Origin of the sequence: Actinocorallia sp. API 0066 (assembly GCF_020991275.1) — a bacterium.
In the GTDB taxonomy this organism is placed as follows: Bacteria; Actinomycetota; Actinomycetes; order Streptosporangiales; family Streptosporangiaceae; genus Actinocorallia.
Genome location: NZ_JAJLQY010000009.1, coordinates 115,950 through 138,564, shown reverse-complemented (window position 1 = coordinate 138,564; position 22,615 = coordinate 115,950). Strand labels below are relative to the sequence as shown.

At 71.7% G+C, this 22,615-nt stretch carries 19 protein-coding genes, 1 tRNA gene and 1 pseudogene; 8 read left to right on the top strand and 13 right to left on the bottom strand.

The genetic code is table 11. From position 1 onward, the window contains the following. The first annotated feature begins 3 nt into the window (after positions 1–3). The 4 genes and pseudogenes from LO762_RS33160 to LO762_RS32745 form a co-directional block, all read left to right on the top strand. A complete protein-coding gene (locus tag LO762_RS33160; protein WP_304523688.1) occupies positions 4–753 on the top strand; it encodes a CAP domain-containing protein in 750 nt (249 codons plus the stop codon). A gap of 121 nt (positions 754–874) precedes the next feature. Next, positions 875–1,435 carry a CAP domain-containing protein gene (locus LO762_RS22360; RefSeq protein WP_230617816.1) on the top strand — a complete coding sequence of 187 codons (561 nt, stop codon included), beginning with the start codon at positions 875–877 and terminating at the stop codon, positions 1,433–1,435. A 171-nt stretch (positions 1,436–1,606) separates the two neighbouring features. Then, positions 1,607–3,220, top strand: coding sequence for a carbohydrate-binding protein (locus LO762_RS33155; protein WP_304523687.1), 1,614 nt, complete (start codon positions 1,607–1,609; stop codon positions 3,218–3,220). A 673-nt stretch (positions 3,221–3,893) separates the two neighbouring features. Then, positions 3,894–4,406 (top strand): annotated as a pseudogene (locus tag LO762_RS32745) (family 16 glycosylhydrolase); the annotation flags it as partial. 189 nt (positions 4,407–4,595) lie between these two features. On the opposite strand, the gene LO762_RS22340 reads toward LO762_RS32745, so the two are convergent. The 7 genes from LO762_RS22340 to LO762_RS22305 form a co-directional block, all read right to left on the bottom strand. Continuing rightward, positions 4,596–7,718, bottom strand: coding sequence for an error-prone DNA polymerase (locus LO762_RS22340; protein ID WP_308104348.1), 3,123 nt, complete (start codon positions 7,716–7,718; stop codon positions 4,596–4,598). A gap of 959 nt (positions 7,719–8,677) precedes the next feature. After that, a complete protein-coding gene (locus LO762_RS22330; RefSeq protein ID WP_230617815.1) occupies positions 8,678–10,312 on the bottom strand; it encodes a DNA polymerase Y family protein in 1,635 nt (544 codons plus the stop codon). Continuing rightward, positions 10,309–10,968 (bottom strand): hypothetical protein, encoded by a 660-nt coding sequence (locus LO762_RS22325; RefSeq protein ID WP_230617814.1) that lies wholly within the window; start codon positions 10,966–10,968, stop codon positions 10,309–10,311. The genes LO762_RS22330 and LO762_RS22325 overlap by 4 nt, the downstream gene beginning before the upstream one ends. A 427-nt stretch (positions 10,969–11,395) precedes the next feature. Beyond that, positions 11,396–12,409, bottom strand: a complete 1,014-nt coding sequence (locus LO762_RS22320) for a DUF2637 domain-containing protein (RefSeq protein WP_230617813.1) — start codon at positions 12,407–12,409, stop codon at positions 11,396–11,398. Between the two features lie 155 nt (positions 12,410–12,564). Then, positions 12,565–13,059, bottom strand: coding sequence for a hypothetical protein (locus tag LO762_RS22315; RefSeq protein ID WP_230617812.1), 495 nt, complete (start codon positions 13,057–13,059; stop codon positions 12,565–12,567). A 127-nt stretch (positions 13,060–13,186) separates the two neighbouring features. After that, positions 13,187–13,603, bottom strand: coding sequence for a VOC family protein (locus LO762_RS22310; protein ID WP_230617811.1), 417 nt, complete (start codon positions 13,601–13,603; stop codon positions 13,187–13,189). 4 nt (positions 13,604–13,607) lie between these two features. Continuing rightward, a complete protein-coding gene (locus tag LO762_RS22305; protein WP_230618004.1) occupies positions 13,608–14,453 on the bottom strand; it encodes an AraC family transcriptional regulator in 846 nt (281 codons plus the stop codon). A gap of 84 nt (positions 14,454–14,537) precedes the next feature. Here LO762_RS22305 and LO762_RS22300 point away from each other — a divergent pair. Then, positions 14,538–14,613: transfer RNA gene (locus LO762_RS22300), tRNA-Val, on the top strand. Between the two features lie 303 nt (positions 14,614–14,916). Here the strand turns inward: LO762_RS22300 and LO762_RS22295 are convergent. From LO762_RS22295 to LO762_RS22280, 4 genes are read right to left on the bottom strand one after another with little or no spacing between them, the layout of a single operon-like run. Continuing rightward, positions 14,917–15,804, bottom strand: a complete 888-nt coding sequence (locus LO762_RS22295; RefSeq protein WP_230617810.1) for a class I SAM-dependent methyltransferase — start codon at positions 15,802–15,804, stop codon at positions 14,917–14,919. After that, a complete protein-coding gene (locus LO762_RS22290; protein ID WP_230617809.1) occupies positions 15,801–16,448 on the bottom strand; it encodes a cysteine hydrolase family protein in 648 nt (215 codons plus the stop codon). The genes LO762_RS22295 and LO762_RS22290 overlap by 4 nt, the downstream gene beginning before the upstream one ends. A gap of 13 nt (positions 16,449–16,461) precedes the next feature. Then, positions 16,462–17,529, bottom strand: a complete 1,068-nt coding sequence (locus tag LO762_RS22285; RefSeq protein WP_230617808.1) for an isocitrate/isopropylmalate family dehydrogenase — start codon at positions 17,527–17,529, stop codon at positions 16,462–16,464. A 57-nt stretch (positions 17,530–17,586) separates the two neighbouring features. Beyond that, positions 17,587–18,117 (bottom strand): EF-hand domain-containing protein, encoded by a 531-nt coding sequence (locus LO762_RS22280; RefSeq protein ID WP_230617807.1) that lies wholly within the window; start codon positions 18,115–18,117, stop codon positions 17,587–17,589. Positions 18,118–18,504: 387 nt separating this feature from the next. Between LO762_RS22280 and LO762_RS22275 the strand changes: the two genes are divergently transcribed. Continuing rightward, a complete protein-coding gene (locus LO762_RS22275; protein ID WP_230617806.1) occupies positions 18,505–18,954 on the top strand; it encodes a hypothetical protein in 450 nt (149 codons plus the stop codon). Positions 18,955–19,122: 168 nt separating this feature from the next. On the opposite strand, the gene LO762_RS22270 is transcribed toward LO762_RS22275, so the two are convergent. Both LO762_RS22270 and LO762_RS22265 read right to left on the bottom strand, forming a co-directional pair. Beyond that, entirely contained in the window at positions 19,123–20,031 is a 909-nt protein-coding gene (locus tag LO762_RS22270) for a PAC2 family protein (RefSeq protein ID WP_308104344.1), read from the bottom strand. Positions 20,032–20,147: 116 nt separating this feature from the next. Next, entirely contained in the window at positions 20,148–21,095 is a 948-nt protein-coding gene (locus LO762_RS22265) for a phosphoribulokinase (RefSeq protein ID WP_230617805.1), read from the bottom strand. Between the two features lie 141 nt (positions 21,096–21,236). On the opposite strand from LO762_RS22265, the gene LO762_RS22260 reads away from it, so the two are divergent. Together LO762_RS22260 and LO762_RS22255 are read left to right on the top strand one after the other, a co-directional pair. Further along, the gene (locus LO762_RS22260; protein ID WP_230617804.1) at positions 21,237–21,893 is read left to right on the top strand and encodes a response regulator transcription factor; all 657 of its coding nucleotides are present in this window, start codon (positions 21,237–21,239) and stop codon (positions 21,891–21,893) included. Continuing rightward, positions 21,890–22,540 carry a sensor histidine kinase gene (locus tag LO762_RS22255; RefSeq protein WP_230617803.1) on the top strand — a complete coding sequence of 217 codons (651 nt, stop codon included), beginning with the start codon at positions 21,890–21,892 and terminating at the stop codon, positions 22,538–22,540. The genes LO762_RS22260 and LO762_RS22255 overlap by 4 nt, the downstream gene beginning before the upstream one ends. Positions 22,541–22,615: the final 75 nt, after the last annotated feature.

Here is a 22,615-nt window from a genome sequence, read left to right as displayed (position 1 = left end):
GCCATGGACGTCAGGGTCGGGCTTGTTGTCGCGGTCGCCGCGCTTGTGCTGACGGGTGGGTGTGCGGCCGGGGGGACGGAGGACGCGGCGGCGTCGCGACCCGGGGCTTCGGGGGCGGCGACGCCGGGCGGGGGGACGGTTGCGGGGCCGGGCGGGGACGACGTCGGGGAGTCGCCGAGCGTCGCGCCGTCGCCGACGAAGACGAAGCGGCCGCGCCCGACGAAGTCCGTGACGAAGACCAGGACGGCCAAGCCGAAGCCGGCGACGCCGACGGCCGTGAAACCGAAGCCCACCCAGGGGTCGCCCACGCCCAAGCCGAAGCCCAGTTCACCGAAGCCCAAGCCGAAGCCCAAGCCGACGGGGCAGGCGCCCGGAGGAGGCGGGATGACGGCCGTCGAGGCGAAGGTGTTCGCGCTGACGAACGCCGAGCGGGCCAAGGCCGGGTGTCCGGCGCTGCGGGCGGACGCGCGGCTGGTGCGGGCGGCACGCAAGCACTCGACGGACATGGCGGTCAACGGGTACTTCGCGCACGACTCGCAGGACGGCAGGTCGCCGTGGGACCGGATCAAGGCCGAGGGCTACCTGGACCCCGGCGCGGAGAACATCGCCGCCGGGTACCCGACGCCGGAGGCCGTGGTGAAGGGCTGGATGAACAGCGACGGACACCGGGCCAACATCCTCAACTGCAAGCTCAAGGCGCTGGGCGTCGGCGAGCACCAGCGGTACTGGACCCAGAACTTCGGCTGGACCTGACCCCCCGTCCCACCTGCACAGATCATCCCTGACGCACCTTTAAGGGCGATTTGCACCAAGCGGCACAAGCATCACCTTGGTCCCACTATGGTGTTACCGCTTCGTTGCAATTGGAGATGATATGACCCCCAAGCTCCCGCTCATCATCTCGGTCTCCGCCCTCGTCCTGCTCACCGGATGTGGGTCGGGCTCCGTCGTGGACGCCACCGGGAAGAGCACCCAGAACACCGAGCACACCGCCCAGGAGATCGACTTCACCGACCCCGCCTTCGCCGTCACCCCCGTCGCGGCCAAGGCACCCGCCAAGGGCGGCATGGGCCCCAAGGAGTACAAGGTGCTCCAGCTCACGAACAAGGCGCGCGCCAAGGCCGGGTGCAAGCCCCTCAAGGCGAACGCCAAGCTGACGCGGGCCGCGCGCAAGCACTCCAAGGACATGAAGGTGAAGAACTACTTCTCCCATGACTCCAAGGACGGCCGCTCGCCCTGGGACCGCATCAAGGCCGAGGGCTACAAGTACCCCGGCGCGGAGAACATCGCGGCCGGGTACCCGACGGCGGCCTCGGTCGTCAAGGCGTGGATGAACAGCAAGGGCCACCGCGCCAACATCCTCAACTGCAAGCTGAAGACCCTCGGCGTCGGGCACCACAAGCGGTACTGGACGCAGGACTTCGGCTGGAAGTAGCCGCGTCGTGCGGGGGCGGTCCGTCCGTCCCCGCACGGTTTCGGCCATCCCGAATGCCGACATTTATTGACATCGGCAATTCTCGGCGTGTTGCCGCTGTCATCCGGGCATAGTTGGGGCCGGGGAGGCGCCCTGCTCCCCCTGCGCTTGGCCGGATCGTCGGGAGAGCCCATGGCCGGACTCCTCTCCGCGCTGCGGAGCCGGGACCGCTACCACTTCATGATCGCCGCGGGGATGGCCTTCGGCGTCCTCGCGGGAGTCTTCGGCGCGTGGAGCGTCGTCGAACGCGCCGGCGGGTTCACGCTCAGCGCCGCCGCGGCACCCGACGACGGGTGGAAAGTCCTCTTTGAGGATGGATTCGGCGGCGCCAACGGCGTCTACCCCGGCGACCACTGGCTCCCCGACATCGGCCACCACACCGTCTCACCCCTCGGCGGCACCGGACCGATGAACTTCGGCACCACCGAGATCGCCGCGATGACCCGCGACCCCGCCAACGTCGCCACCGACGGCAAGGGCAACCTCGCCATCACCCCCCGCAAGGACGGCGCGGGCGGCTGGACGTCGGCCCGGATCAACAGCGAACAGGTCTTCAAGTTCGCCGACGGCGGGCAGACCGCCTTCGAGGCCCGCATCAAGATGCCCGACGTCGCGGGCGCCCAGGCACTCGGCTACTGGCCCTCGTTCTGGCTGCTCAACCAGCAACAACGCCTCCACCCCGAACAGGACAACTGGCCCTCCGGCGGCGAAATCGACATCGTCGAGAACGTCAACGGCCACAACCGCGCCCACTTCACCCTGCACTGCGGCATCAAGGGCGCGGGCGACCAGGGCGGCCCCTGCAACGAACACACCGGCCAAGGCACCTCCGTCGAGTGCGCGCCCGTCACCTGCCAGGCCGGATACCACACCTACCGGTTCGAGTTCGACCGCCGCACCGCCGCCGAGGAGATGCGCTGGTACCTCGACGGCCGCCTCACCCACCGGCTGGAGCGCAACAACCCGCCCGGCGGCACCGACGGCGGCCAGTGGCGCCAGGCATGGGACAACATGACCGGCGGCGACGGATTCTTCATCATCTTCGTCGTCGCCATGGGCGGCGACATGCCGCGCGGCAACGGCGGCGACATCGCCGACTCCACCGAACCCGGGCACCCGATGCTCGTCGACTACGTGAAGGTCATGGCCCGTGGCGCCGGGGCGCCCGACGAGGACGTCGCACCCGCCGTGCCTGCCGACCCGACGCCCTCGCCTTCGCCGACGGCTACGGAGAGTCCCGCTGAAGAGCCGGAAAGCCCCCCGGCGGAGGACTCCCCCGCGCCCGAAGCCCCCGCGACATCTTCGCCGCCCCCACTCGACCCTGACTCTCCCGCCGCGTGGAGTCCGCCGTTCGTCCAGGCCGAGGGGTTCTCGGCGCAGTCGGGGCTGCGGACCGCCGACGCCGACGACATCGGCAAGACCGAGTTCATCGGCTGGATCGCCGACGGCGACTGGGCCCGCTACGACGACATCGCCTTCGGCCCCGGCGGCTCCACCAAGTTCCTCGCCCGGATCTCCGGCGGGGCGGGCGGCGGCGCGGGCGGCGCGATCGAGGTGCGGCTCGACTCGGCCGACTCCGCGCCGGTCGCGACGGTCAAGGTGCCCAACACGGGCGGCTGGCAGGACTGGGCCGACGTCCTCGTCGAGATCCCGGCCACGACGGGCGTCCACGACGTGCACCTCAGGTTCACCGCCGACCACAAGCAGGAGTTCGTGAACGTCAACTGGTTCACGTTCCTTCCCTGACGCGACGTGTCAGCACGATCACTCCCGGGCACGGTGAAGGCGTCCCACACGCCACCACCCGCGCCCGGGAGGAACCATCAACACCCGCCCCACCCCACCCAAGCCCACCCCATCGGCCGCGCTCGCCCGACACCCCTCCGCCGAGCGCCCCGCCCCCCCTTCACCCGAGGCCACCCGACACCGGATACACCAGGCCCTCGCCGTCGCCCTCTGCTCAACCTCCCTCTACGCCCCCACCGCCGCAGCCGCCCACACCCGCCCCCTCCCCCCACCAACCCCCCTGGCCGAACTCCCCTCCAGCAACCCCCGCGACTCCCCCCAAACCCCCCCAAAAAAGCCCACCTCCCAGACTCCCCCAGCACAACACCCCGACACAAAGGGCTCCGCGACGGCCGGAGAGCAGCGGCCCGCGTCTGGGCCTTCCAAGGAACCCGGAGTGGTTGGGGTGGCGGGGAAGGGCGGGGAGCAGCGGCCGGCGCCGAGGCCCGCGTTGTCCGGGACACCCCGGGACGTGCCGGTGCCGCCCGGGTGGAAAGTTCTGTTCCATGATGATTTTTCGGGCGAGAAGGGGGCGGGGCCGGGGGCCGAGTGGATCCCCGATCTCGGGCACCGGACGGTGTCGCCGCTCGGCGGGAAGGGGCCGCAGAACTTCGGGACCGGGGAGATCGCCAGGATGACGGCGGACCCCGCCAACGTCGCCAAGGACGGCAAGGGCAGGCTCGCGCTCACCCCGCGCCGCAACGGCACCGAGTGGACGTCCGCCCGCATCAACAGCGCGAAGGTCTTCAGGTTCGCCGACGGCACCCGCACCGCCTTCGAGGCCGAGATCAAGATGCCCGGCATCACCGGGGTCCGCGCGAACGGCTACTGGCCGTCGTTCTGGCTGCTCAACCAGGCGCAGCGCCGCCACCCGGAGGACGGCAACTGGCCGTCCGGCGGCGAGATCGACATCGTCGAACACGTCAACGGGAAGAACCGGGCGTATTTCACCCTGCACTGCGGCATCCGCGGCGAGGGCAGCTCCGGCGGCCCGTGCCGCGAACCCGTGGGCCGGGGCACGTCGGCCGAGTGCGCGCCGGTCGGCTGCGGCGACGGCTTCCACACCTACCGGCTGGAGTTCGACCGCCGCACCGACGCCGAGGAGATCCGCTGGTACCTCGACGGCAGGCGGGTGCACCGCCTCACCCGCGACGACCCGCCGCGCGGCGTCTCCGAGCGCCGGTGGAAACGCGCCTGGGACAACATGACCGAAGGCGACGGCTTCTTCGTCATCTTCACGATGGCGATGGGCGGCGCGATGCCGCGCGGCAACGGCGGCGACGTCGGCCCCGCCACCGAGCCCGGCCACCCCATGCTCGTGGACAGGGTGACGGTGTCAGTGGAAGTCCCTGCTGCGGACCTTCCCGGGGACGGGCAGGCGCCGGAGCCTGGTCGCGTGCACGTGGACGACACCCTCCCGCCGCTCCAGCCTGCCGTTGACCAGAAGTCCCTGCGCTGACAGCCCCACCGCCCGGTGCCGGTCCCACACCGGCGCCGGGCAGATCACGTTGGTGGTGCCCGTCTCGTCCTCAAGGCTGAGGAAGACGACGCCGCCCGCCGTCGGGGGCCGCTGCCGGTGCGTCACGAGCCCGCCGACGACGACGTTGGACGCGTCGCGGGCGGTGCGCAGCGCGACGGCGGTCAGCGCCCGGTACTCCTCCAGCAGCGGTCTGACATGCGCCATCGGGTGGACCGCGGAGATCCCGGTGGACCACAGGTCGGCGAGGGTCTCCTCGACCACCGACATCTCCGGCAGGCCGGGCGCCCGCAGGCCGGGCGTGGTGCCGGGCAGCTGGCCGGGACGGGTGCCCGCCAGCGCGCCCGCCGTCCAGATCGCCTCCCGGCGTGACAGGCCGAAGCGGTCGAACGCCCCCGCCGTCGCGAGGGCCTCCAACGCCGCCGCCGACAGCGGGACGCGCAGGGCCAGGTCCTCCATGGACGTATAGGGTCTCCCTTCCGCTATGCGTTGTGCCGCCTCGTCGCCGAGGTCGCGGACGGCGTCCAGGCCGATCCGGATCGCCGGCTGCCGCCGTTCCGGGCCGTGCGGGTGCCTCGTCGTGGGCGGGAGCGGCTCCTCCAGCGTCGCCTGGGCGGCCGAGGCGTTGACGTCGACGGGCCGGACCGTCACCCCGTGCCGTTTGGCGTCGCCGAGCAGGGACTGCGGGCTGTAGAACCCCATCGGCTGGTTGCGCAGCAGCGCCGCGGTGAACGCCGCCGGGAAGTGCCGCTTCAGCCAGGAGCTCGCGTACACGAGGTGCGCGAACGACTGGGAGTGCGACTCGGGGAACCCGAAGCTGGAGAAGCCGAGGATCTTGTCGTAGACGTCGAGGGCGACGTCCCGCGGGATGCCGCGTTCGGTCATGCCGGCCAGCAGCCGGGCGCGCAGCCGCTCGATCCGTTCGGGCGCGCGTTTGGAGCTCATCGCCTGGCGCAGCGCGTCGGACTCCTGCGGCGTGAACCCCGCGCAGTCGACGGCGAGCTGCATCATCTGCTCCTGGAAGAGTGGAACGCCCAGGGTGCGCTCCAGCGCGTTCCGCATGAGCGGATGCGGGATGGTCGCCTCCTCGTCGCCGCTGCGGCGTTTCAGGTACGGGTGGACGGAGCCGCCCTGGATCGGCCCGGGACGGATCAGCGCCACCTCGATCACCAGGTCGTAGAACTTCCTGGGTCTGAGCCTGGGGAGCGTCGCCATCTGGGCGCGTGACTCGACCTGGAACACCCCGACCGAGTCGGCGTCGCACAGCATCGCGTAGACGGCCGGGTCGTCCTGCGGGAGCGTCGCGAGGTCGTAGTGCTCGCCGTGGTGGGCGGCGACGAGCCGGAAGCAGTCGGCGAGGGCGGAGAGCATCCCGAGGCCGAGCAGGTCGAACTTCACGAGGCCGGCCGAGGCGCAGTCGTCCTTGTCCCACTGCAGGACGCTCCGGCCTTCGCGCGCGGCCCATTCGATCGGGCACACCTCGCCGACCGGGCGCTCGCAGATGACCATGCCGCCCGAGTGGATGCCCAGGTGCCGGGGCAGCCTGCTCATCTGCTCGGCCAGCTCCATGACCTGCGGCGGCACGAGGTCGATGTTCACCGGGTCGCGCCAGTCCACCTGCTTGGACCAGGCGTCCTGCTGGCCGGGCGAGTAGCCGAGCGCGCGGGCCGCGTCCCGGACTGCCATCTTGGGCCGGTAGGAGATGACGTTCGCGACCTGGGCGGTGCACTCGCGGCCGTACTTGCGGTAGACGTACTGGATCGCCTCCTCGCGGCGTTTGTGCTCGATGTCCAGGTCGATATCGGGGGGTCCGTCCCGTCCCGGCGACAGGAACCGCTCGAACAGCAGCCGGTGGTGGACGGCGTCCACCCCGGTGATGCCCAGCGCGAAGCAGGCGGCCGAGTTGGCGGCCGACCCCCTGCCCTGGCACAGGATGCCCTTCTCGCGGCAGAACTCCACGATGTCGTGCACGATGAGGAAGTAGCCGGGGAACTTCATCCGCTCGATGACGTCCAGCTCGTGGTCGATCTGCTTCCACGCGCCGGGTACGCGTTCGGCGTCACGCGGGCCGTACCTGCGCACCGCGCCCTTGTACGTCAGCTCGCGCAGGTACGACGCCTCGGTGTGGCCGTCCGGGACGGGCCAGCGCGGCAGCCCCGGCGGATCTGCCTTGAAGTCGAACGAGCACGCCTCCGCGAGCTCGACCGTCGCCTCCCGGACGCCGGGGAAGCGGGCCAGCCGGACGGCCATCTCCGCGCCCGTCCGCAGATGCGCGGTGCCGGCCGCGTGCAGCCAGCCCTCCATCTGGTCCAGCGGGGTGCGGGCGCGGATCGCGGCGAGCGTCTGGGCCAGCCTCGCCTCCGGGCCCGGCGTCGCGTAGTGCGCGTTGTTGGAGGCGACGACCCCGAAGCCCAGCTTCCTCGCCTCGGCGTGGAGGGCGTCGTTGCGCGGGTCGTCGCCGGGCATCCGGTGGTCGATGAGTTCGGCGAACACGTTGCCCCGCCCGAACCGTTCGCCCAGCTCGGCGAGGCCGACGCCCCGGCTCAGCGGGCCTTTCCGGCAGCCCGTGAGCACCGCCCAGTGGCCGTCGTGCGCCTCGCTCAGCTCGTCCAGGTCGTAGCGGGGGCGGCCCTTCTCGCCGCCGCGCAGCTGCGCCTTCGTGATCGCCGCGCACAGCCGCCGGTAGCCTTCCGCGCCGCGGGCGAGCACCAGCAGGTGCCAGCCGCCCGGATCGGCCTCACCCGCCCGTCTGCCCGGCATGTCCAGGCTCAGCTCCGCCCCGTACACGCCGCGGATGCCCGCCGCCCGGACGGCGTCGGCGAACTGGACGGCCCCGTACATCCCGTCATGGTCGGTGATCGCCACATACCCGACCCCCAGCCGCGCCGCCTCCCGCGCCAACGCCGCCGGATCACTAGCCCCGTCCAGAAAACTGAACGACGAGTGACAGTGCAACTCCGCCCAACCCACCTCCCCAGCCACAAACCCCCGCCCTTCCTCCCCAACCCCCGCCTCCACAACCGTCCCCTCACCCCCACCCGTCCCCCAAGTAGACCGCCGAACAAACTCCTTCCAAGAAACCCCCGGATTACCAAACCCCACAACCCACCCCCTCCCCCCAACACCCGTCCTCACACCACACTCCGACCACACCCCCACACACACCCACCTCCCGACGCGTGTCCCCACGGCCACCCGCCAACGGCGCCTTCCGACGCCCGGCCCTACCCCGCACTCTGACCACACCCCTACACATGTCTCCCTCCCAGCACCTACTCCCACAGCCGCCCACCAACAACACCCCACGCCCCTCCTCCCAGCGCCCGCCCTTACGCCGCACTCCGACCACACCCCCACACACGCCCACCTCCCGACGCGTGTTCCCACGGCCGCCCGCCAACAGCACCCCACGACCCTCCTTCCAATGCCCGTCCCCAAGCTGCACTCCGACCACGCCCGCACACACGCCCACTTCCCGGCGTGTGCTCCCACGGCCGCCCGCCAACAGCACCCCACGACCCTCCTCCCGGCACCCGTCCTTACGCCGCACTCCGACCACGTGCGCTTCCCGGCGTGTGCTCCTGCGGCCGCCCGCCAACAGCACCCCGCGACCCTCCTTCCGGCGCCCGTCCTTACGCCGCGCTCTGATCGCTCTCCTACGCACGCCGCCCTCCCCGCACGTGCTCCCGTAGTCGCCCGTCATCGGCATTCCACGGCCCCCTCCGGCGCCCGTCCTTGTGCCTGCACTCCGACCACGCCCTCTACGCACATCCGCCTCTGGGTGCGTGCTCCTACGGCCGCCCGTCAACGGTGCCCCGCGACCCTCCTTCCGATGCCTGTCCTTAAGCTGTGCTCCGGTCGCGCCCGTACATATGTGTGCTTCTCGGGGTGTGTTTCTGTGGTTGGTCGTTGGCGGTGGCCTGTGGTTCTTGGTTCTGGGGTTAGTCATAGGTGGCTTCCAGGGTCCAGGTGCTGTGTTCCAGGGTGAGGAGGTGGGCGGCGCGGGGGGTGAGGACCTGGAGGCGGACGAGGCGGCGGGACGCGTTCGGATCCCACCAGCGTTCGTGGGCGGGCCAGGGGCCCGTCCAGGAGACGACGCGGTGTCTTGCCCCGTCGGGCATGACGAGCAGGGCGGGCGGCGCGGACGGGACACAGCGCGCCGTCACCCTGACCAGCGCGCCCTCCGCGTCACGCAGCTCGACCGGCTTCGCCTCCGGTAGCACCACCGAGGGGGCGGGTGTAGGCAGCGCGCCCGGCCACGGGCCCTCCGGGCGCGTCTCCAACGGCAGGTCGCCCACCGGGACGCGCAACACCCGCTCGCCGGGCCCGCGCCCGCCCGTCAGGTGGGGGCGGGTGAGCGCGCCGTGCCCCAGCATCGCCTGAACCCTGTCGGCGGCCCTCGCGACACGTTCGGGCAGCTCGCCCCGCGCACCCGTGCCGTCCCGGCCCCACAGCGCGCGCTGGACGCCGGTGTCGGTGACGACCTGGTCGGGCACCAGGAGCAGCGCGCTCACCCCGCCCCAGACCGCGTCCGCGTCGGCGGGCCGCCACCCCGACAGCTGCCACCGCACCCGTTCGGCGACCGCCTGCGCCGACAGCAGCCCCTCGTGCCGCCACAGCCGCTCCGACACCCCGCCGTCGGCGAACTCGACCTCGACGCCCAGCCGCACGCACGCCAGGCCCTCGGCGGCGAGGCCCGCGTGCAGCCGGTCGGCCAGGGCCTTGGCCGCGAACACGACCTCGTCCGAGCGCGCCGCGGGCGGGTCGAACGGGCGGACCACCGTGAGGTCGGGCAGGCCCGCGTGCGGCGCCACGTCGCGCGGCTCGACGCCCCCGGCCAGCCGGTGCGCCAGCGTGCCCGCCGCGCCGAACCTGCCCGCGACGTCCCCCGCGGGCAGCCGGGCCAGCTCGCCCAGCGTCCGGACGCCGAGCCGCACCAGCACCTCCGCGAGGACGTCCCAGCCGGGAACAGCCCCCGCCAGCACCCCCAGCGGGAACCCGTCGAGGAACGCCACCGACCCGCCCTCGGGCACGATGAGCCCGCCGCCGCCGTTGCGGGCCGCCAACTCGGCGGTGAACAGCCCGTCGGCTATGCCGACGCCGCAGTCGTGCCCCGCCTCCACCACCGCGTCCTGCACGGTGATCCGCAACGCCTCCTCCCCGCCGTGGAACCGCGCCGCCCCCCGCGCCGGGATCGCGCACACGCCGGGCCTGACCACCTCGACGCGCGGCGTCAGCTCCGCCACCGCGGCCGCCACCCCTTCGAACGCCCTCCCTTCCGCGTCCAGATCCCGCTCCACCACAACGAGCTCGGGGCAGAGCCGCTGCGCGTCCCTCCTGCGCTGCCCGCGCCGTACCCCCGCCGCCCTGGCCGCCGCCGTACAGGCCGCCACCTTCTCCGACGACCCGTGCTTCTCCAGGACGGCCCCGGGCACCGCCGCCTCGATCCCCACCGCCACCAACGGCCAGTCCGCACACCAGACGACGGCGACCCGCCGCACACGACCGCCCCCGGCCGGCACGGCGGCACCGGTCGTCGCACGGCCCTCGGGACCGCCGGGGCGCGCGGCCGTCACGCGACCACCCCCAGGCGGCGGAAGGGGGTGGGCGCCGAAGCGACCCTTCCGTCGGGGCCGGGGAGGAACAGCCAGGCGGACCTGCCCCGGCCCGGTGCGGTGCGCCCGGTGGCGGTGACGCGGGCACGACGGGCGCGCAGCAGCCCGTGCCCCTGCCCGAGCCCCTCCCAGGACGCGTCGGAGACCGTCAGCCGCAGGTGGGCGCCCTCCCAGGGCCCGAGCACGGCGAGGGCGCACCCGTGCTTGCGCGCCACCGCGACGAGCCGCCTGGCCTGCGCGGGCGCGGGCCGCGCGGGGGGACGCACCAGCACCAGCCGCACCCCCTCCGCCAGGGCGGCGACCACCTCCGTCCATCTCCCGCCGGGCGCGTCGGCCAGCAGCAGCCGATCCGGGTCGGCCCCCATCCCGACCGCCGCCGCCACCCCGAACTCCGGCACCCCGACGACGGCCGCCCACTCCTCGCCCCGGGCCGCCCCCGCGACCAGCGCCGTTCCCAGCGCGGCACTCCCGCCGACCGTCACCACACTGCCTCCTCTCAACTGCGGCACCACCGGACGCAGGGGCGCGAGCACCGGAACCAGCTCTTCCAGAAGTTCTTCCGGCGTTCCCAACGACCCCACGAGTCCCTCGACTCGTAGCCCGTCCCACGCACCCACTCCCCCATCATCGAACAAGATTTCGACTCACGGCAAGTCGATCATCCTTTCGAATGACTCCCCCACCCCCAACCCCACCCAAATCCCGCCGCTCCACCCCCCGCATCACCGCCGATCCCCTACCCAAGCCCCCCACCAACCACAAACCCGCCACCGCTCCACCAACCCACCCACACCCCGCCACGAACACCACCGGACAGTCCGGACATCAAAGGGCTTTGCGGGCACGCCTGCCGTTCATCCGGGCGGATCTTTTCGCCTGACCTTCCGGCCACACTCGCCTAACCCCGGGCCACATCGAATACGGACGTGCTGCGGCCCCCGGCGGCGGCCAGTACGGGTTCGTCAAACACCCGCCACAGACGCAGAAAGGGCGAAAGCCGGACGTTCGGGGGAACGTCCGGCTTTCGCCCCTGGGGATGAGGGTCTAGGCGCGCCAGTTGCGGACGAGGTCGCGCAGCGCGACGCGGTCGAACTCGACGCCGAGGTCGGTGAGCTCCTGGGCGACGAGCTTGCCGTCCGGGCCGTGCTTGGCGACCAGGCGGTAGGCGAAGTAGGGGAACCAGTGGTTCTCGCGGATCTTGCTGACCTCGGTCTCGTCGATGGCGTAGCCCTCGGCGGCCAGGTCGGCGCAGGTCCTGGTGACGTCGCCGTTGTGCTTGTTCAGCGCCTCGGTGACGATGGTGCGCATGCTGCCCGGGTCCGGCTGCGCCTTGAGGTCGGAGACCGGCTCCAGCAGGTCCACGAACGTCTGCTCGGCCTCCGACTCGCCCGAGCCCGGCGCGGCGGCCTTGGCGGGGGCGGCCTCGGACGCGGCGGCCTGGGCCGGCGCGGGCTGCTCGGCGGGCGCCTTCGCGGTCGCGGTGTTCACCAGCGGGTCGGCGAGCTGCTCGGCGGGCGCCTCAAGCTGCGCGACGCGGACGGCGCTGGCGGTGATCTGACGGGGTTCGTCCGCCCCTTCGAGGGCCTTGATGTCGTCGTCCTCGGCGCGGGTGAGGTCGACGACGACGTAGCGGTGCAGGGTCCGCAGCAGCACGAACAGGCCGAGCATGGACACTATCGGCGGGACGGCGGCCGTCGCCTGGTAGGAGAAGTCCTTGTTCAGCACGTGGCCGACGTTGAACACCAGCGACGCCGTCCATCCGGCGAGCGCGATGAACAGCGGCAGCATGAAGTCGAGCCAGGACAGGAGGGTCTTGCGGATGGCGTAGGCGTCGAGGGCGAGCAGGAACAGGCCGAGCTCGCCGACGATGATGAACAGGTCGACCAGCAGCGGGAACGACGCGGCCTTCCAGCCGGTCAGCCCGTGCTCGATCGCCCACTGGTAGAGGCCGGAATAGGACTGGGCGAAACCGCCACCGGTCGCGGTGAGGACCGCGGCGGCCATCAGGCCCACCGCAGCCCATCGAGTTACGGTCTTGGCCTTAACGGCGGTGCTCATCGGGGGCTCCACTCTCACTCTTGAGATGACCTTGAAGGAGAATAGCCCTCACCACGGCCCTCAGGAGTTGACTTCCCGGCCTTTGTTCACTTCGTTGCCGAGACGTCGCCCACGCCGCGCCACTTGCGGATCTTCACCGTCCCGTAGCCGGGCCGTCAGACCTCGCTGAGCCCCAGCACGTCGGCGACGCGCGGCAGGAGGACGCCCAGCACGATGATGGCGCCGCCGCCCACCTTCATCGCCCCGTCGCCGAACTGGGTGAACGGGTTGCCCGGCATCGCCGCCGCCCACGCCGTGAACGCGACCATCGCGAACAGCAGCAGGAGCAGCGTGACGCGCAGGCTGCGCGCGGGGCTATCTCCGCCCCCGGAGGTGACGGCCCTGCGCCGCTGTAGGTAGGCCAGCAGATAGAAGGCGATGACAAGGACGAGTCCGACGCCGAACACCGTCCACTTGGCGACGGCGGCGCGCGGGTCGATGAACGCCCACAACGCCAGATAGACGGCGACCGCCTCGGAGGGGATGAACGCCGCGACCCTGTTCAGCGCGGTGTCCTTGGTGTATTCCGGAGAGAGCCGGGTGCGGCCGTCGGTTTCCGCTTTGACCGCTTCGGTCGCCACCGCGACCTGTGCCATGTTCGTCACACTCATACCCGTACATCGCGCCCGGGAGACTTCCCGTTAACGCCCTCGCGACGGCCGCCGTCCGACTCCCCGGCGACGCGCGGACGGCCCCCGCGTGAATCCGCGCGCCGGAAGGGCGCCGAACGGCCTCGGATCAGCGCGGATGGCCTCGATAGGTGCCGAAGTTCCAGAGGTTGCCCTCGGGGTCGCGGACGGAGAAGTCGCGGGACCCGTAGTCGGTGTCCTGTAGCGCGGACACAAGGGTGGCCCCCGCCTTCAGTGCGCGCTCGCACAGCGCGTCGGGCTCGTCGGTGACGACGTAGGCGCCGAACGTGCCTGGAGGCAGCGCGAACTTGTCGTCCGGGTCCCTCCTGTCGGAGCCGAGCATGATGCCGCCTCCGGGCGGCCAGGCGAGCTCGGCGTGGTGCACGACGTCGCCCTCCCCGTAGGAGACGACCTCCTCGAAGCCGAAGGCCTCGACCAGGAAGGCGATGAGCCCGCGCGCGTCGGTGGCCCGGAGCGACGGCCAGACCTGTGGCGCCGGCGCGTTGGTGTTCGCTGTGTCGGTCATGCCTTCACTCTTCCCCCGCCGCGCCGTCGTCGTCTTGTACGAATCGGAACGCCTCGTCCAAGAACTCGGCCCTGACGTAACGCAGGGGCGGCAGGCCGGTGAAGGCGCGGAACTCGCGGCTGAGGTGCGCCTGATCGGTGTATCCCGTCGCGTGTGCGAGTTCGGCCAGGCGCAGCGGCTCTCCGCGCACCGCCCGCGCGCGCAGGGCGCTCCGTGCCGTGTCGAACCTGACGACCCGGCCGAGCGTGCCCGGAGGCATCCCCACCTGCTCGACGAACCCGCGCCGCAGGTACCGCTCGCTCCACCCCGTCTCGGCCGCCAGCTCCGCGACGCCGACCGCCCCGCCGGTCTCCAGGACGCGCCGCCAGCCCTGGGCGATCTCGTCCCGCAGGACGGGCCGCCCGCGCGGCCGTCCGTCCAGCCGGGCCAGCAGGAACCGTTCGAGCAGCGTGAACCGCTCAGCCCAGCCCGTCGCCCCGCCCAGCCGCTCTCGCAGCTCTCCGAGGCCCGGCAGGACGTCCCCGCCGGCGACGTTCCGGAACGCCAGCTCCCCCGCGGGCACTCCCAGCAGCGCCAGCGCGCCCCGCGGGTGGAGCGCGACCTGGATCCCGCACTGCCTGCCGTCGTGCACGATCGTCTCCGGCGCCAGGTGCAGCCCGCCGACAAGGTCGCCGTAACCCTGCGTCCCCGCGCCCTCCGCCAGCCGCAGCGGCTCGTCCCAGGTGAGGATGACCGTCAGCCAGGGCGAGGCCACCCCCCGATGGACGCCGGGCGCCCCGCCGTCCTGTCGGTACCCGTACACCGGCCCGAGGTAGGGCCGCAGCCCCGGCCCCGGACGCCACGAGACCATCTCCACCCGTCCACCGTACGCACCCACCCACCGCCCACGCGAGTACGGGAACCCCGCCGAAGACGGTATTGTCTCTACGGTCAAGGGGCTGTGGCGCAGTTGGTAGCGCGGCGAGCTTACACCTCGTAGGTCGTCGGTTCGAGTCCGGCCAGCCCCACCAAACCAGCGTCGCCTGCTCGTCGCCCCTTCGGGACACCTTCGCCCCTGCCCGTCCTATCGGGCGGGGGGACGACCCCCCGCACTCCCCGATGTGGGGCTTCGCCCCACCCGTGTGATCCGGACCCGTCGCCCTTCCGCGTTCTCCCTTCCGGGCGCCTTCGGCTTGGCCCGCCCTATCGTGCGGGGGCGCCCCCCGCACCCCCCGGTGTGGGGCTCCGCCCCACCCGTGTGATCCGGACCCGGCGGCCTCCGGATTTTTCCTTTCGGTGCGTTGTGGGTGGTGTTTGCGGCGGCATGCAGTCTGTTAGGGGGTGGTGGTGAAGATCCAGTGGTTGGTGGAGAGGGGGTCGTGGGGGTGGGGGGTGGGGCCTCGGCCGTGGTGGTGGGTGAAGGTGAAAGGGGTGGTGTGGGTGGTGGACCAGCCTCGGGTGGTGAGGGTGGTGGCGGGGTCGGGGCGGGGGGAGGTGTTGAAGAGGGCCAGGAGGTCGATGCCGGTCTGGTGGTGGGTGGCGGTGTAGATCGGGTGGGCGCGGATCTGTGGGGACTCCATGCCTTGTTTGACCTCGTAGGCGAAGGTGCTGCCGGGGGCGCTCAGGTCAGCGACGGTGTCGATCAGGCGGCGTTCGGCTTCGGGTGGGAGGTACAGCAGCAGTCCTTCGGCGAGCCAGGCGGTGGGCAGGGACGGATCGAAACCCGCGCTGAGCAGCGGCCCGGACCAGTCGTCGCACAGATCCACCGGGACCGGACGGCGGGCGGCCCTCGGGGTGGCGGCGACGTGGTCGAGCACCTCGTGTTTGAACGCCAGGACGCCTTCCCGATCCAGTTCGTAGACCGTCTGGCCGGGCGGCCAGTCGAGCCGCAGGGCCCGGGTGTCCAGGCCCGCGCCGAGCAGCACGACCTGCCGGACCCCCGATCGGGCGGAGCGGAGGAGGAAGTCGTCGAAGACCCTGGTGCGCAGGCCGAAATAGCGGCCCAGCCTGCCCCACAGGGGGTTCTCGTCGCCGTCCGGCACGTCCGCGGGACGGGTCGGCCAGGCCGCGGACGCCGCCGCGGCGCGGACGAAGTGCTCGGCGTAGGGGTCGCCGGCGAGGGAGTCGGCGCGGTGGGTCTCGATGGCCCGCGCCGCCGCGACCATGAGCGCCGTCAGGCCGACGCCTTCCTCGACCCCGGCGCCTGACTCCGCTGTCGTCATCTCCCCTCCCCCGGGCGGAACGGCACAGCCGTGGGCGGCGCACCGTGGCCCGACTCGGTGGACGGGGCCGTGGGCGCCCAGTGGTCGGGGTTGTCGTGGGTTGTGGTGCGGGCCCCGTAGACGGTGGTCATCAAGCGCAGGATGTCGGCGTCCGCGAGGTGCAGGGCGGCGGTGCAGTCGGTCAGGACGGTGATGTGGAAGCCTCTCTGGAAGGCGGTACGGGCGGTGGAGTCGACGCAGACGTCGGTGAAGAGGCCGGCGAACACCAGCCGTGCGGCACCGGTACGGGCGAGGTGTTCGGCGAACCCCGGGCTGAGGAAGGCGTCGAAGCACGCCCGTTTGGTGAAGACCGCCTCCCCCGGCAGCGGCACGACCTCGCAGAACTCGGCTCCCCACGAGCCCTCCCGGCACTTGGGCCGTTTGCCCAGCAGGTGGTCCCGCTGCCGCCAGCTCGCCCCCTGGTGCTCGGGGTCGCCGGTGAACCGGACGAAGACCACCTCGACGCCGCGGGCCCTGGCCCCCGCCACCGCGCGGGCGGTGTTGGCGACGACCCGCCGCAGCCGCTCCGGGGATCCGGGGTACCGGGCCGCGGCGGTCGGCCCCGCACAGAAGTCGTTCTGCAGGTCGATGACAACGAGCGCCATGGTCTCCACCGCTTCAGGGCTCCCCCGCCAGGACCGGTGCGTCCTCCGGCTCCAGGGCGTCGATCAGCGCGTCGACGACCGCCGTGGTCGAGTGCCGCCCGCCGAGATCCGGCGTGCCGATACCGTGCCGCCCCAGCGCGCCGAGGCCCCGCTCCACCATTTGGACGGCGCCCGCGCAGCCCGCGTGCCGTTCGGCGATCATCGCCGCGGCGCGGATGGTCGCGACCGGGTTGACCGTGTCCCTGCCCTCCAGGTCGTCGGCCGAGCCGTGCACCGTCTGGTACTCGGCGAGCCCGGCGACGTCGGGATGCAGGTAGACGTTCTCGGTGCAGCGGTTCTCCTGGCGCTCGGAGCCGAACCGGTCGAGCAGCATGACGTGCATGATGTCGGCCCATTCGTTGCCCGCGATGACGACGGTGCGCGGCCGTGGCCCGCGTTCGATCAGGTTCCGGTTCACCGTGTCCGGCTGGCACAGGGCGATGGCGACGCCGTGCCGTTCCGCGCTCTCGGCGACCCACGCGTCCAGCGCGCCGTCGAGCAGGTGGAACTTGTAGGCCATGAGGATCTCGTCGATGCCGTCCGGCCACTCCCGGCGGGCGCGTTCCACCGCGAAGGCGATGACCTTCTCGGTGATCTGCCGGCTGAACGTCATCGTGCGGACGAGCGCGTCCGGGACGTGGAGGTTCTCCCCGGTGTAGAACCCCTGTGCCGCGTCGCGGACCAGCAGCAGCGACACGCCCCGGCCGGAGATGACGTCCACTTTCACCGCCTGGAGGGCCTGCCGCACGAGGTAGAGCGACTGGGCGTTGATCGCGGTGCGGAAGACGGCCGTGGTGCCGAGGGCGGCGCGGGCGCGGCAGAACTCCCGGTAGTGGTCGGCGTCGTCGCGGGTGATCTCGCGGATCCGCTCGATCCCGACGCCGGTGTTCAGCGAGTTGTACGAGTGGTAGGTCCTTTCCGACCTGACGATCTGGACGCCGGTCGAGTAGATGCCGGTGATTTCCGTCAGTACCCGTTCGAAGGCCGCCGCGAGTTCGGGGCCCGTTCCCCGGCCGACGGCGAGTCCTATGGCTGGCTCCACCTGTGCTCCTTTGTCGAAGACCTGCTCGTGCGGGGCCGAGCCGTTAAGGGAAGGGCTTCAACCCGGCGCCACGACCAGGTGATCGCCCGCTATTCCCGCCTTGTCCGGGCTGTAGTAGTCCTTGATTCCGGCGACCCAGACCGGTGCCGCGATCCTGTCGGCGGCCGACGGCTGGAACGCGTCGAACAGCGCGTCGATGTTCGGCCGCGCGAAGCCGATGGCCGTCATGAGGGCGACGAACCCCTCCCGCTCGACGAGGCCGTCGCTGTCCGGGTCGCCCAGCGCGGCGAGGGACTCCGCGAAGTCGGCGAGCGCGGCGCTGAAGCGCTCCGGCGACAGCACGAGGGCGCTGAACTCCTCGAACGTGATCCGGCCGTCGCGGTTGACGTCGAGCTCGGCCGCGAGCGTCGTCCAGTACCTCCGGAAGGCGGCCAGCATGGCCGCCCGTGCGGCCTCGCTGGACTCCGGGGCGGCGGCCGCCACCCGCGTCGCCATGAGATCGAAGTCCTCGGGTTCGAGGCTGCCGCTGCCGTCCGCGTCGAACAGGCCGAAGATGAGCCTTACCCGCTCGATGGCCGCCTGCTCCATGAACACCACCCCTTTTCCTGACCACCGCTTGACCCACGGTGGAAATCACCATCACGATCCGCCGCAACTATAACCAGAGCTTGGCGAAATTTGCCAGGGGCGAATCTCATCTTTTTGAATTCCATCAAATACCGCCAATAAGGCAACTTGGACAAGCTTCGCAAGAACTGCCGATAACCTGAATTCCTGCGATTCTCCGCGTGCCACTCGGCACCAAATGGATGCATATCCCGACGTGCGCCGAGACGACCCCGAGCCCCTGGCGACCGGGGCGACACCACGCCCCCGGCGGAGGAAAAGCGCAGGAACGGCCGAACCCGGGGTGGCGCGGCGGCGTCACATCACACGTATGACCCCCTGAGCGGAGGCGGTTCGGTGAATACGGTAGTGCTGGTTGTCCTGGTGGCGCTGATCCCGGTGGAGATCATCGTGGTGGCGCTGGTGGTGACGCATCTGATGCGGAAGTCGCGGCGCGCCATGTACGGGGCGGTGCCCTCGGGCGGCCGCGCCGGGTACGGCGGCGGGGGGCACGGTCCCGGCAGGGGCGGGCCGTTCGGCTCGGACGGCAGGCCGTTCGACGCGTTCTTCGCGGACGCGGGCGTGTCGGGCCACCCGCACCAGGGACACGGCGGACACCGGGGACACCACGGACACGGCTGGGACGCGCCCGCGGGCTTCGGCCACGACGGCGGCCGCGGCTACGACGGCGGCCGCGGGCATGACGGGGGCTGGGGCTTCGGCGGCTCGTCCGACTCGGGCGGTTCGTTCGACTCCGGAAGTTCGTCCGACTCGGGCGGCGGGTCCTCGGACTCCGGCGGCGGGGGCGGCGGCGACTGACGGCACGGTCCGAGAGGCGCGCGCCGTCGGGCTCCGAAGGCCGGGACGCCGGAGACCCGACCGGCCGTCACCACGGCCCGATCGGCGACGCCGACACAGCGGCCGGGCGAGCGCGCGGGAACACGAAGGCCGGGCCCCCAGAGCGGGGGCCCGGCCTTCACGTGTGGATCAGGAGTCGCCGTCCTGTTCGGCGAGGAAGCGCTCGAACTGGGCGGCGAGTTCGTCGGCCGTGGGCATCGGGGTCTCCTCCGCGAGGAGGGACTCACGGTCCAGCGAGCCCGAGAAGGCGTCGTACTGCTGCTCCAGCGCCTGCACGACCTTCTTGACCTCGTCCGAGCCCTCGACCTGCGAGGCGATCTCCCGGTCGGTCTCGGCGGCCGCCTCCCGCAGCCCCTCGCCGGGGATGGCGAGGCCGGTGGCGTTCACCAGCGTCTCCAGGGCCGTCACGGCCGCCCCCGGATAGGACGACTGGGCGAGGTAGTGCGGCACGTGGATGGCGAACCCCATGGCGTCGTGCCCCGCCTGCCCGAGCCGCAGTTCCAGGAGGGCCGCCGCGCTGGCGGGCACCTGCACCCGGCCGAAGGGTGACTTCGGCCAGGTGAGCAGTTCGGGACGGGTGCCGTGCGCCGTGAGCCCGATCGGGCGGGTGTGCGGCACCCCCATGGGGATCCCGTGCACCGTCAACGACAGCCGCACGCCCAGCTTCTCCACCAGTGACTGGACGGCGGCCACGAAGGTGTCCCAGGCGCGGTCGGGCTCGGGCCCGGCCAGCAGCAGGAACCTCTGGCCGACGCTGTCGTGCACGAGGTAGAGCTCGAGGACGGGCTTGTCGTAGCTTTCCCAGTGGTCGCCGTCGAACGTCATCATGGGGCGGCGCGCCCGGTAGTCGATCAGCTCGTCCAGGTCGAACGTGGCGATCACCCGGTGTTCGAGCGTCTCCAGGATGTGGTCGCGCACGAGCCGTCCCGCGGATCCGGCGTCCATGAAGCCGTCCAGCGAGTGCAGCAGCACCGGGCCGTCCAGCTCGGGCAGTTCCGCGTCCAGCCGGTACAGATCTTCGGGGCGCAGCGGACCCACCTCCCATAATCGCCTGATGTCGGGGCCTGTCTAGCACCAACATAGTGCAGGGAGCTTTTCATCCCGCCGGATAAATCCACCCTCTGGGATGGCCCCGCGCGCGCGGGGCCGGATGTTCACGTCCGCGGCCGGAGTCGGTCGGCGTTGATGAGGTGGTAGAGCAGCAGGAGTTGGGTGATGGCGACGGGGTCGCTCACGGTCCCGTCGGCGAGGGTGCCCAGGCGGTCCGGGAGGGGGACGTCCACCTCCAGGCGCTCCCAGATCGCCTTCTTGACGATCTCGGCCTCGGCGTGCGGGACGTCGCCGTGGACGTGCAGGGAGTCGACGGGCCTGCCGTCGGTGTCGCGCAGCAGCTTGAGGTGCAGCGCGTCGGCGTCGGCGACGACGTCGGTGAGGGGCGGGTGGTCGATGGTGGGGCGCAGGAGCAGTTCGGCCGGTAGCGGCGCGCCCGGGGCCTCCGGACGGCCGGCGATGGGCCCGAACCTGACCACGATGTCGGCGTTGCGGCGCTGGGGGCGGATGAACGCGGCGCTCTCCACCTCCCGGCGGCGCATCTCCTCGGCCACCTGGTCGGGCGTGTATCCGCGCTTGGTTGTGTCGCGCTGTACCTTCCACGCGAAGCGCTGTTCCTCAGGCGGGTCGAGGTAGACGGTGATGTCGAAGCAGGCGCGAGCCATCTTGCTGTAGAGGGGCAGCAGCCCTTCGACGATGACGAAGTCCTTCGGCTCGACCAGTTCCGGCCGCACGAGCCGTCCGGTGCCGTGGTCGTAGACGGGCTTGAGGATCGGTTCGCCCATGGCGAGCAGCTGGAGGTGCTGCTCCATGATCTCGATGTGGTTGCAGTCGGGGTGCAGCGCCGTGAACGGCTTGTTCCTGCGCTCCTCCCGGTCGTAGCGGTGGTAGTCGTCGACGCAGACGGCGGTCATCCTGTCCTCGCCGAGGCACTCCACGAGCCCCCTGGTCAGGGTGGTCTTCCCGGCGGCGCTGTCACCGGCGATCGCGAGCATCACCGGGCGGCGTCCAGCGCCGCGGGCGCGCAGCATGTGCACGATGCGGTGGGGCATACATCCTCCTCGACGTCTGGCCTCACCGCGAAGGGTAGGGCGGCCGTGAGAGGGCACCTACACCCTCGGGAGGGAACCGGGGGGTGAAGGGGCCACCCCCGCTCACTACTGGCCGGTAATGAAGCTTGTTATGTTGCGGGGATGGCCGCCCCAGTACGTGTCGTGCTCGTTGACGACCATGCGATGATCCTCGCCGGACTCCAGGCGATGCTGTCCGGGTTCAGCGGCCGGGTCCGGGTGATCGGCCAGGCGGCCGACCCCGACGCGGCGACCCGGCTCGTCACCACGCTGCGCCCCGACGTCGTGCTCCTCGACGTCAGGCTGGGCGCGCACAGCGGCCTGGACCTGTGCAGGGCGCTGACGTCGACGGCGCCCGCCTCCCGCGTCGTGTTCCTTTCGGTGTACGACGACGAGCAGTACGTGTTCGAGGCGCTGCGCGCGGGGGCGGCGGGCTACCTCCTGAAACGGGTGGACGGGGTGGAGCTGGTCCGTCGCCTGGAGGAGGTCGCAAGCGGGGAGACCGTGGTGGACCCGACGCTCGCGGGACGTATGGCGGCGAGCGTGGCTCGGCTCAACCGTGGCGAGTTCTGGCCGGGCGCCAATCGAGGGCTCACCCAACGGGAGAGCGAGGTGCTGTCGCTCCTTGTGGGCGGCCTGTCCAATCGTGCTATCGCGGGCCGCCTTCACCTGTCGGAGGAGACGGTCAAGAGCCATCTGCGCACCCTGTACCGGAAGCTGGAGGTGGCCGACAGGTCGGCCGCGATAGCGATCGCCCTTCGCGAGGGCCTGTTCCGGTGACGGCCGAGGAGTTCGCCGAACGCGCCATCGAGGCCCAGGAGGCCGAGCGCGCCCGCCTGGCCCGGGAGATCCATGACGGGATAGCGCAGCGCCTGGCCAGTGTCGGCTTCCATCTGTCGGCGGCCCTCCGCGCCCTGCCCTACACCCCCTCGGAGGCGCGGCGGCAGATCGAGATCGCGCGTGGACTCGCCGACCTGGCGTTCGCCGAGACGCGCGCCGCGATCGGGGGCCTGCGTCCGCCCGTCCTCGACGATCTGGGGCTGCCCGCCGCCTTGGCCGGGCTCGCGCGGGAGGCCAGCGCCCGCGAGCCTTCCCTGGACGTCACGGTGACCGTCTCCGGCGAGCTGGAGGCCCCCCTCCCCGACCACCTGCAGACGGCGCTGTACCGGATCGCCCAGGAGGCGGTCGCCAACGTCCTGCGTCACGCGGGCGCCCTCTCGGCCGCGCTCCTCCTCGAATACGAACGCGATCGCGTAAGGCTCATCGTCGTGGACGACGGACAAGGGTTCGATCCCCGCCACGTCCCCCCGGACTCGTGGGGGCTGCACGGCATGACGGAGCGCGCCGAACTCCTCAGGGGGCGGCTGACCATCCGGTCCCGGCCGGACGACGGCACGACGATCCGGGTGGTGCTGCCTCTTCCGTGACCCTGCTGGTCGGCTCTTGCTTGTTTTGGATCTCCCCTGGAGAGGCGCGCTTAGGGGGCCGTTCGGGTGGGGTGG

Coding starts and splice junctions, on each gene's coding strand:
- LO762_RS22310 (WP_230617811.1), bottom strand. CDS start 13,603: ATGACCGACACAGCGAACACCAACGCGCCGGCGCCACAGGTCTGGCCG.
- LO762_RS22265 (WP_230617805.1), bottom strand. CDS start 21,095: ATGCCCCACCGCATCGTGCACATGCTGCGCGCCCGCGGCGCTGGACGC.
- LO762_RS22315 (WP_230617812.1), bottom strand. CDS start 13,059: ATGAGTGTGACGAACATGGCACAGGTCGCGGTGGCGACCGAAGCGGTC.
- LO762_RS22290 (WP_230617809.1), bottom strand. CDS start 16,448: ATGGCGCTCGTTGTCATCGACCTGCAGAACGACTTCTGTGCGGGGCCG.
- LO762_RS22320 (WP_230617813.1), bottom strand. CDS start 12,409: ATGAGCACCGCCGTTAAGGCCAAGACCGTAACTCGATGGGCTGCGGTG.
- LO762_RS33155 (WP_304523687.1), top strand. CDS start 1,607: ATGGCCGGACTCCTCTCCGCGCTGCGGAGCCGGGACCGCTACCACTTC.
- LO762_RS22305 (WP_230618004.1), bottom strand. CDS start 14,453: ATGGTCTCGTGGCGTCCGGGGCCGGGGCTGCGGCCCTACCTCGGGCCG.
- LO762_RS22295 (WP_230617810.1), bottom strand. CDS start 15,804: ATGACGACAGCGGAGTCAGGCGCCGGGGTCGAGGAAGGCGTCGGCCTG.
- LO762_RS22280 (WP_230617807.1), bottom strand. CDS start 18,117: ATGGAGCAGGCGGCCATCGAGCGGGTAAGGCTCATCTTCGGCCTGTTC.
- LO762_RS33160 (WP_304523688.1), top strand. CDS start 4: ATGGACGTCAGGGTCGGGCTTGTTGTCGCGGTCGCCGCGCTTGTGCTG.
- LO762_RS22360 (WP_230617816.1), top strand. CDS start 875: ATGACCCCCAAGCTCCCGCTCATCATCTCGGTCTCCGCCCTCGTCCTG.
- LO762_RS22260 (WP_230617804.1), top strand. CDS start 21,237: ATGGCCGCCCCAGTACGTGTCGTGCTCGTTGACGACCATGCGATGATC.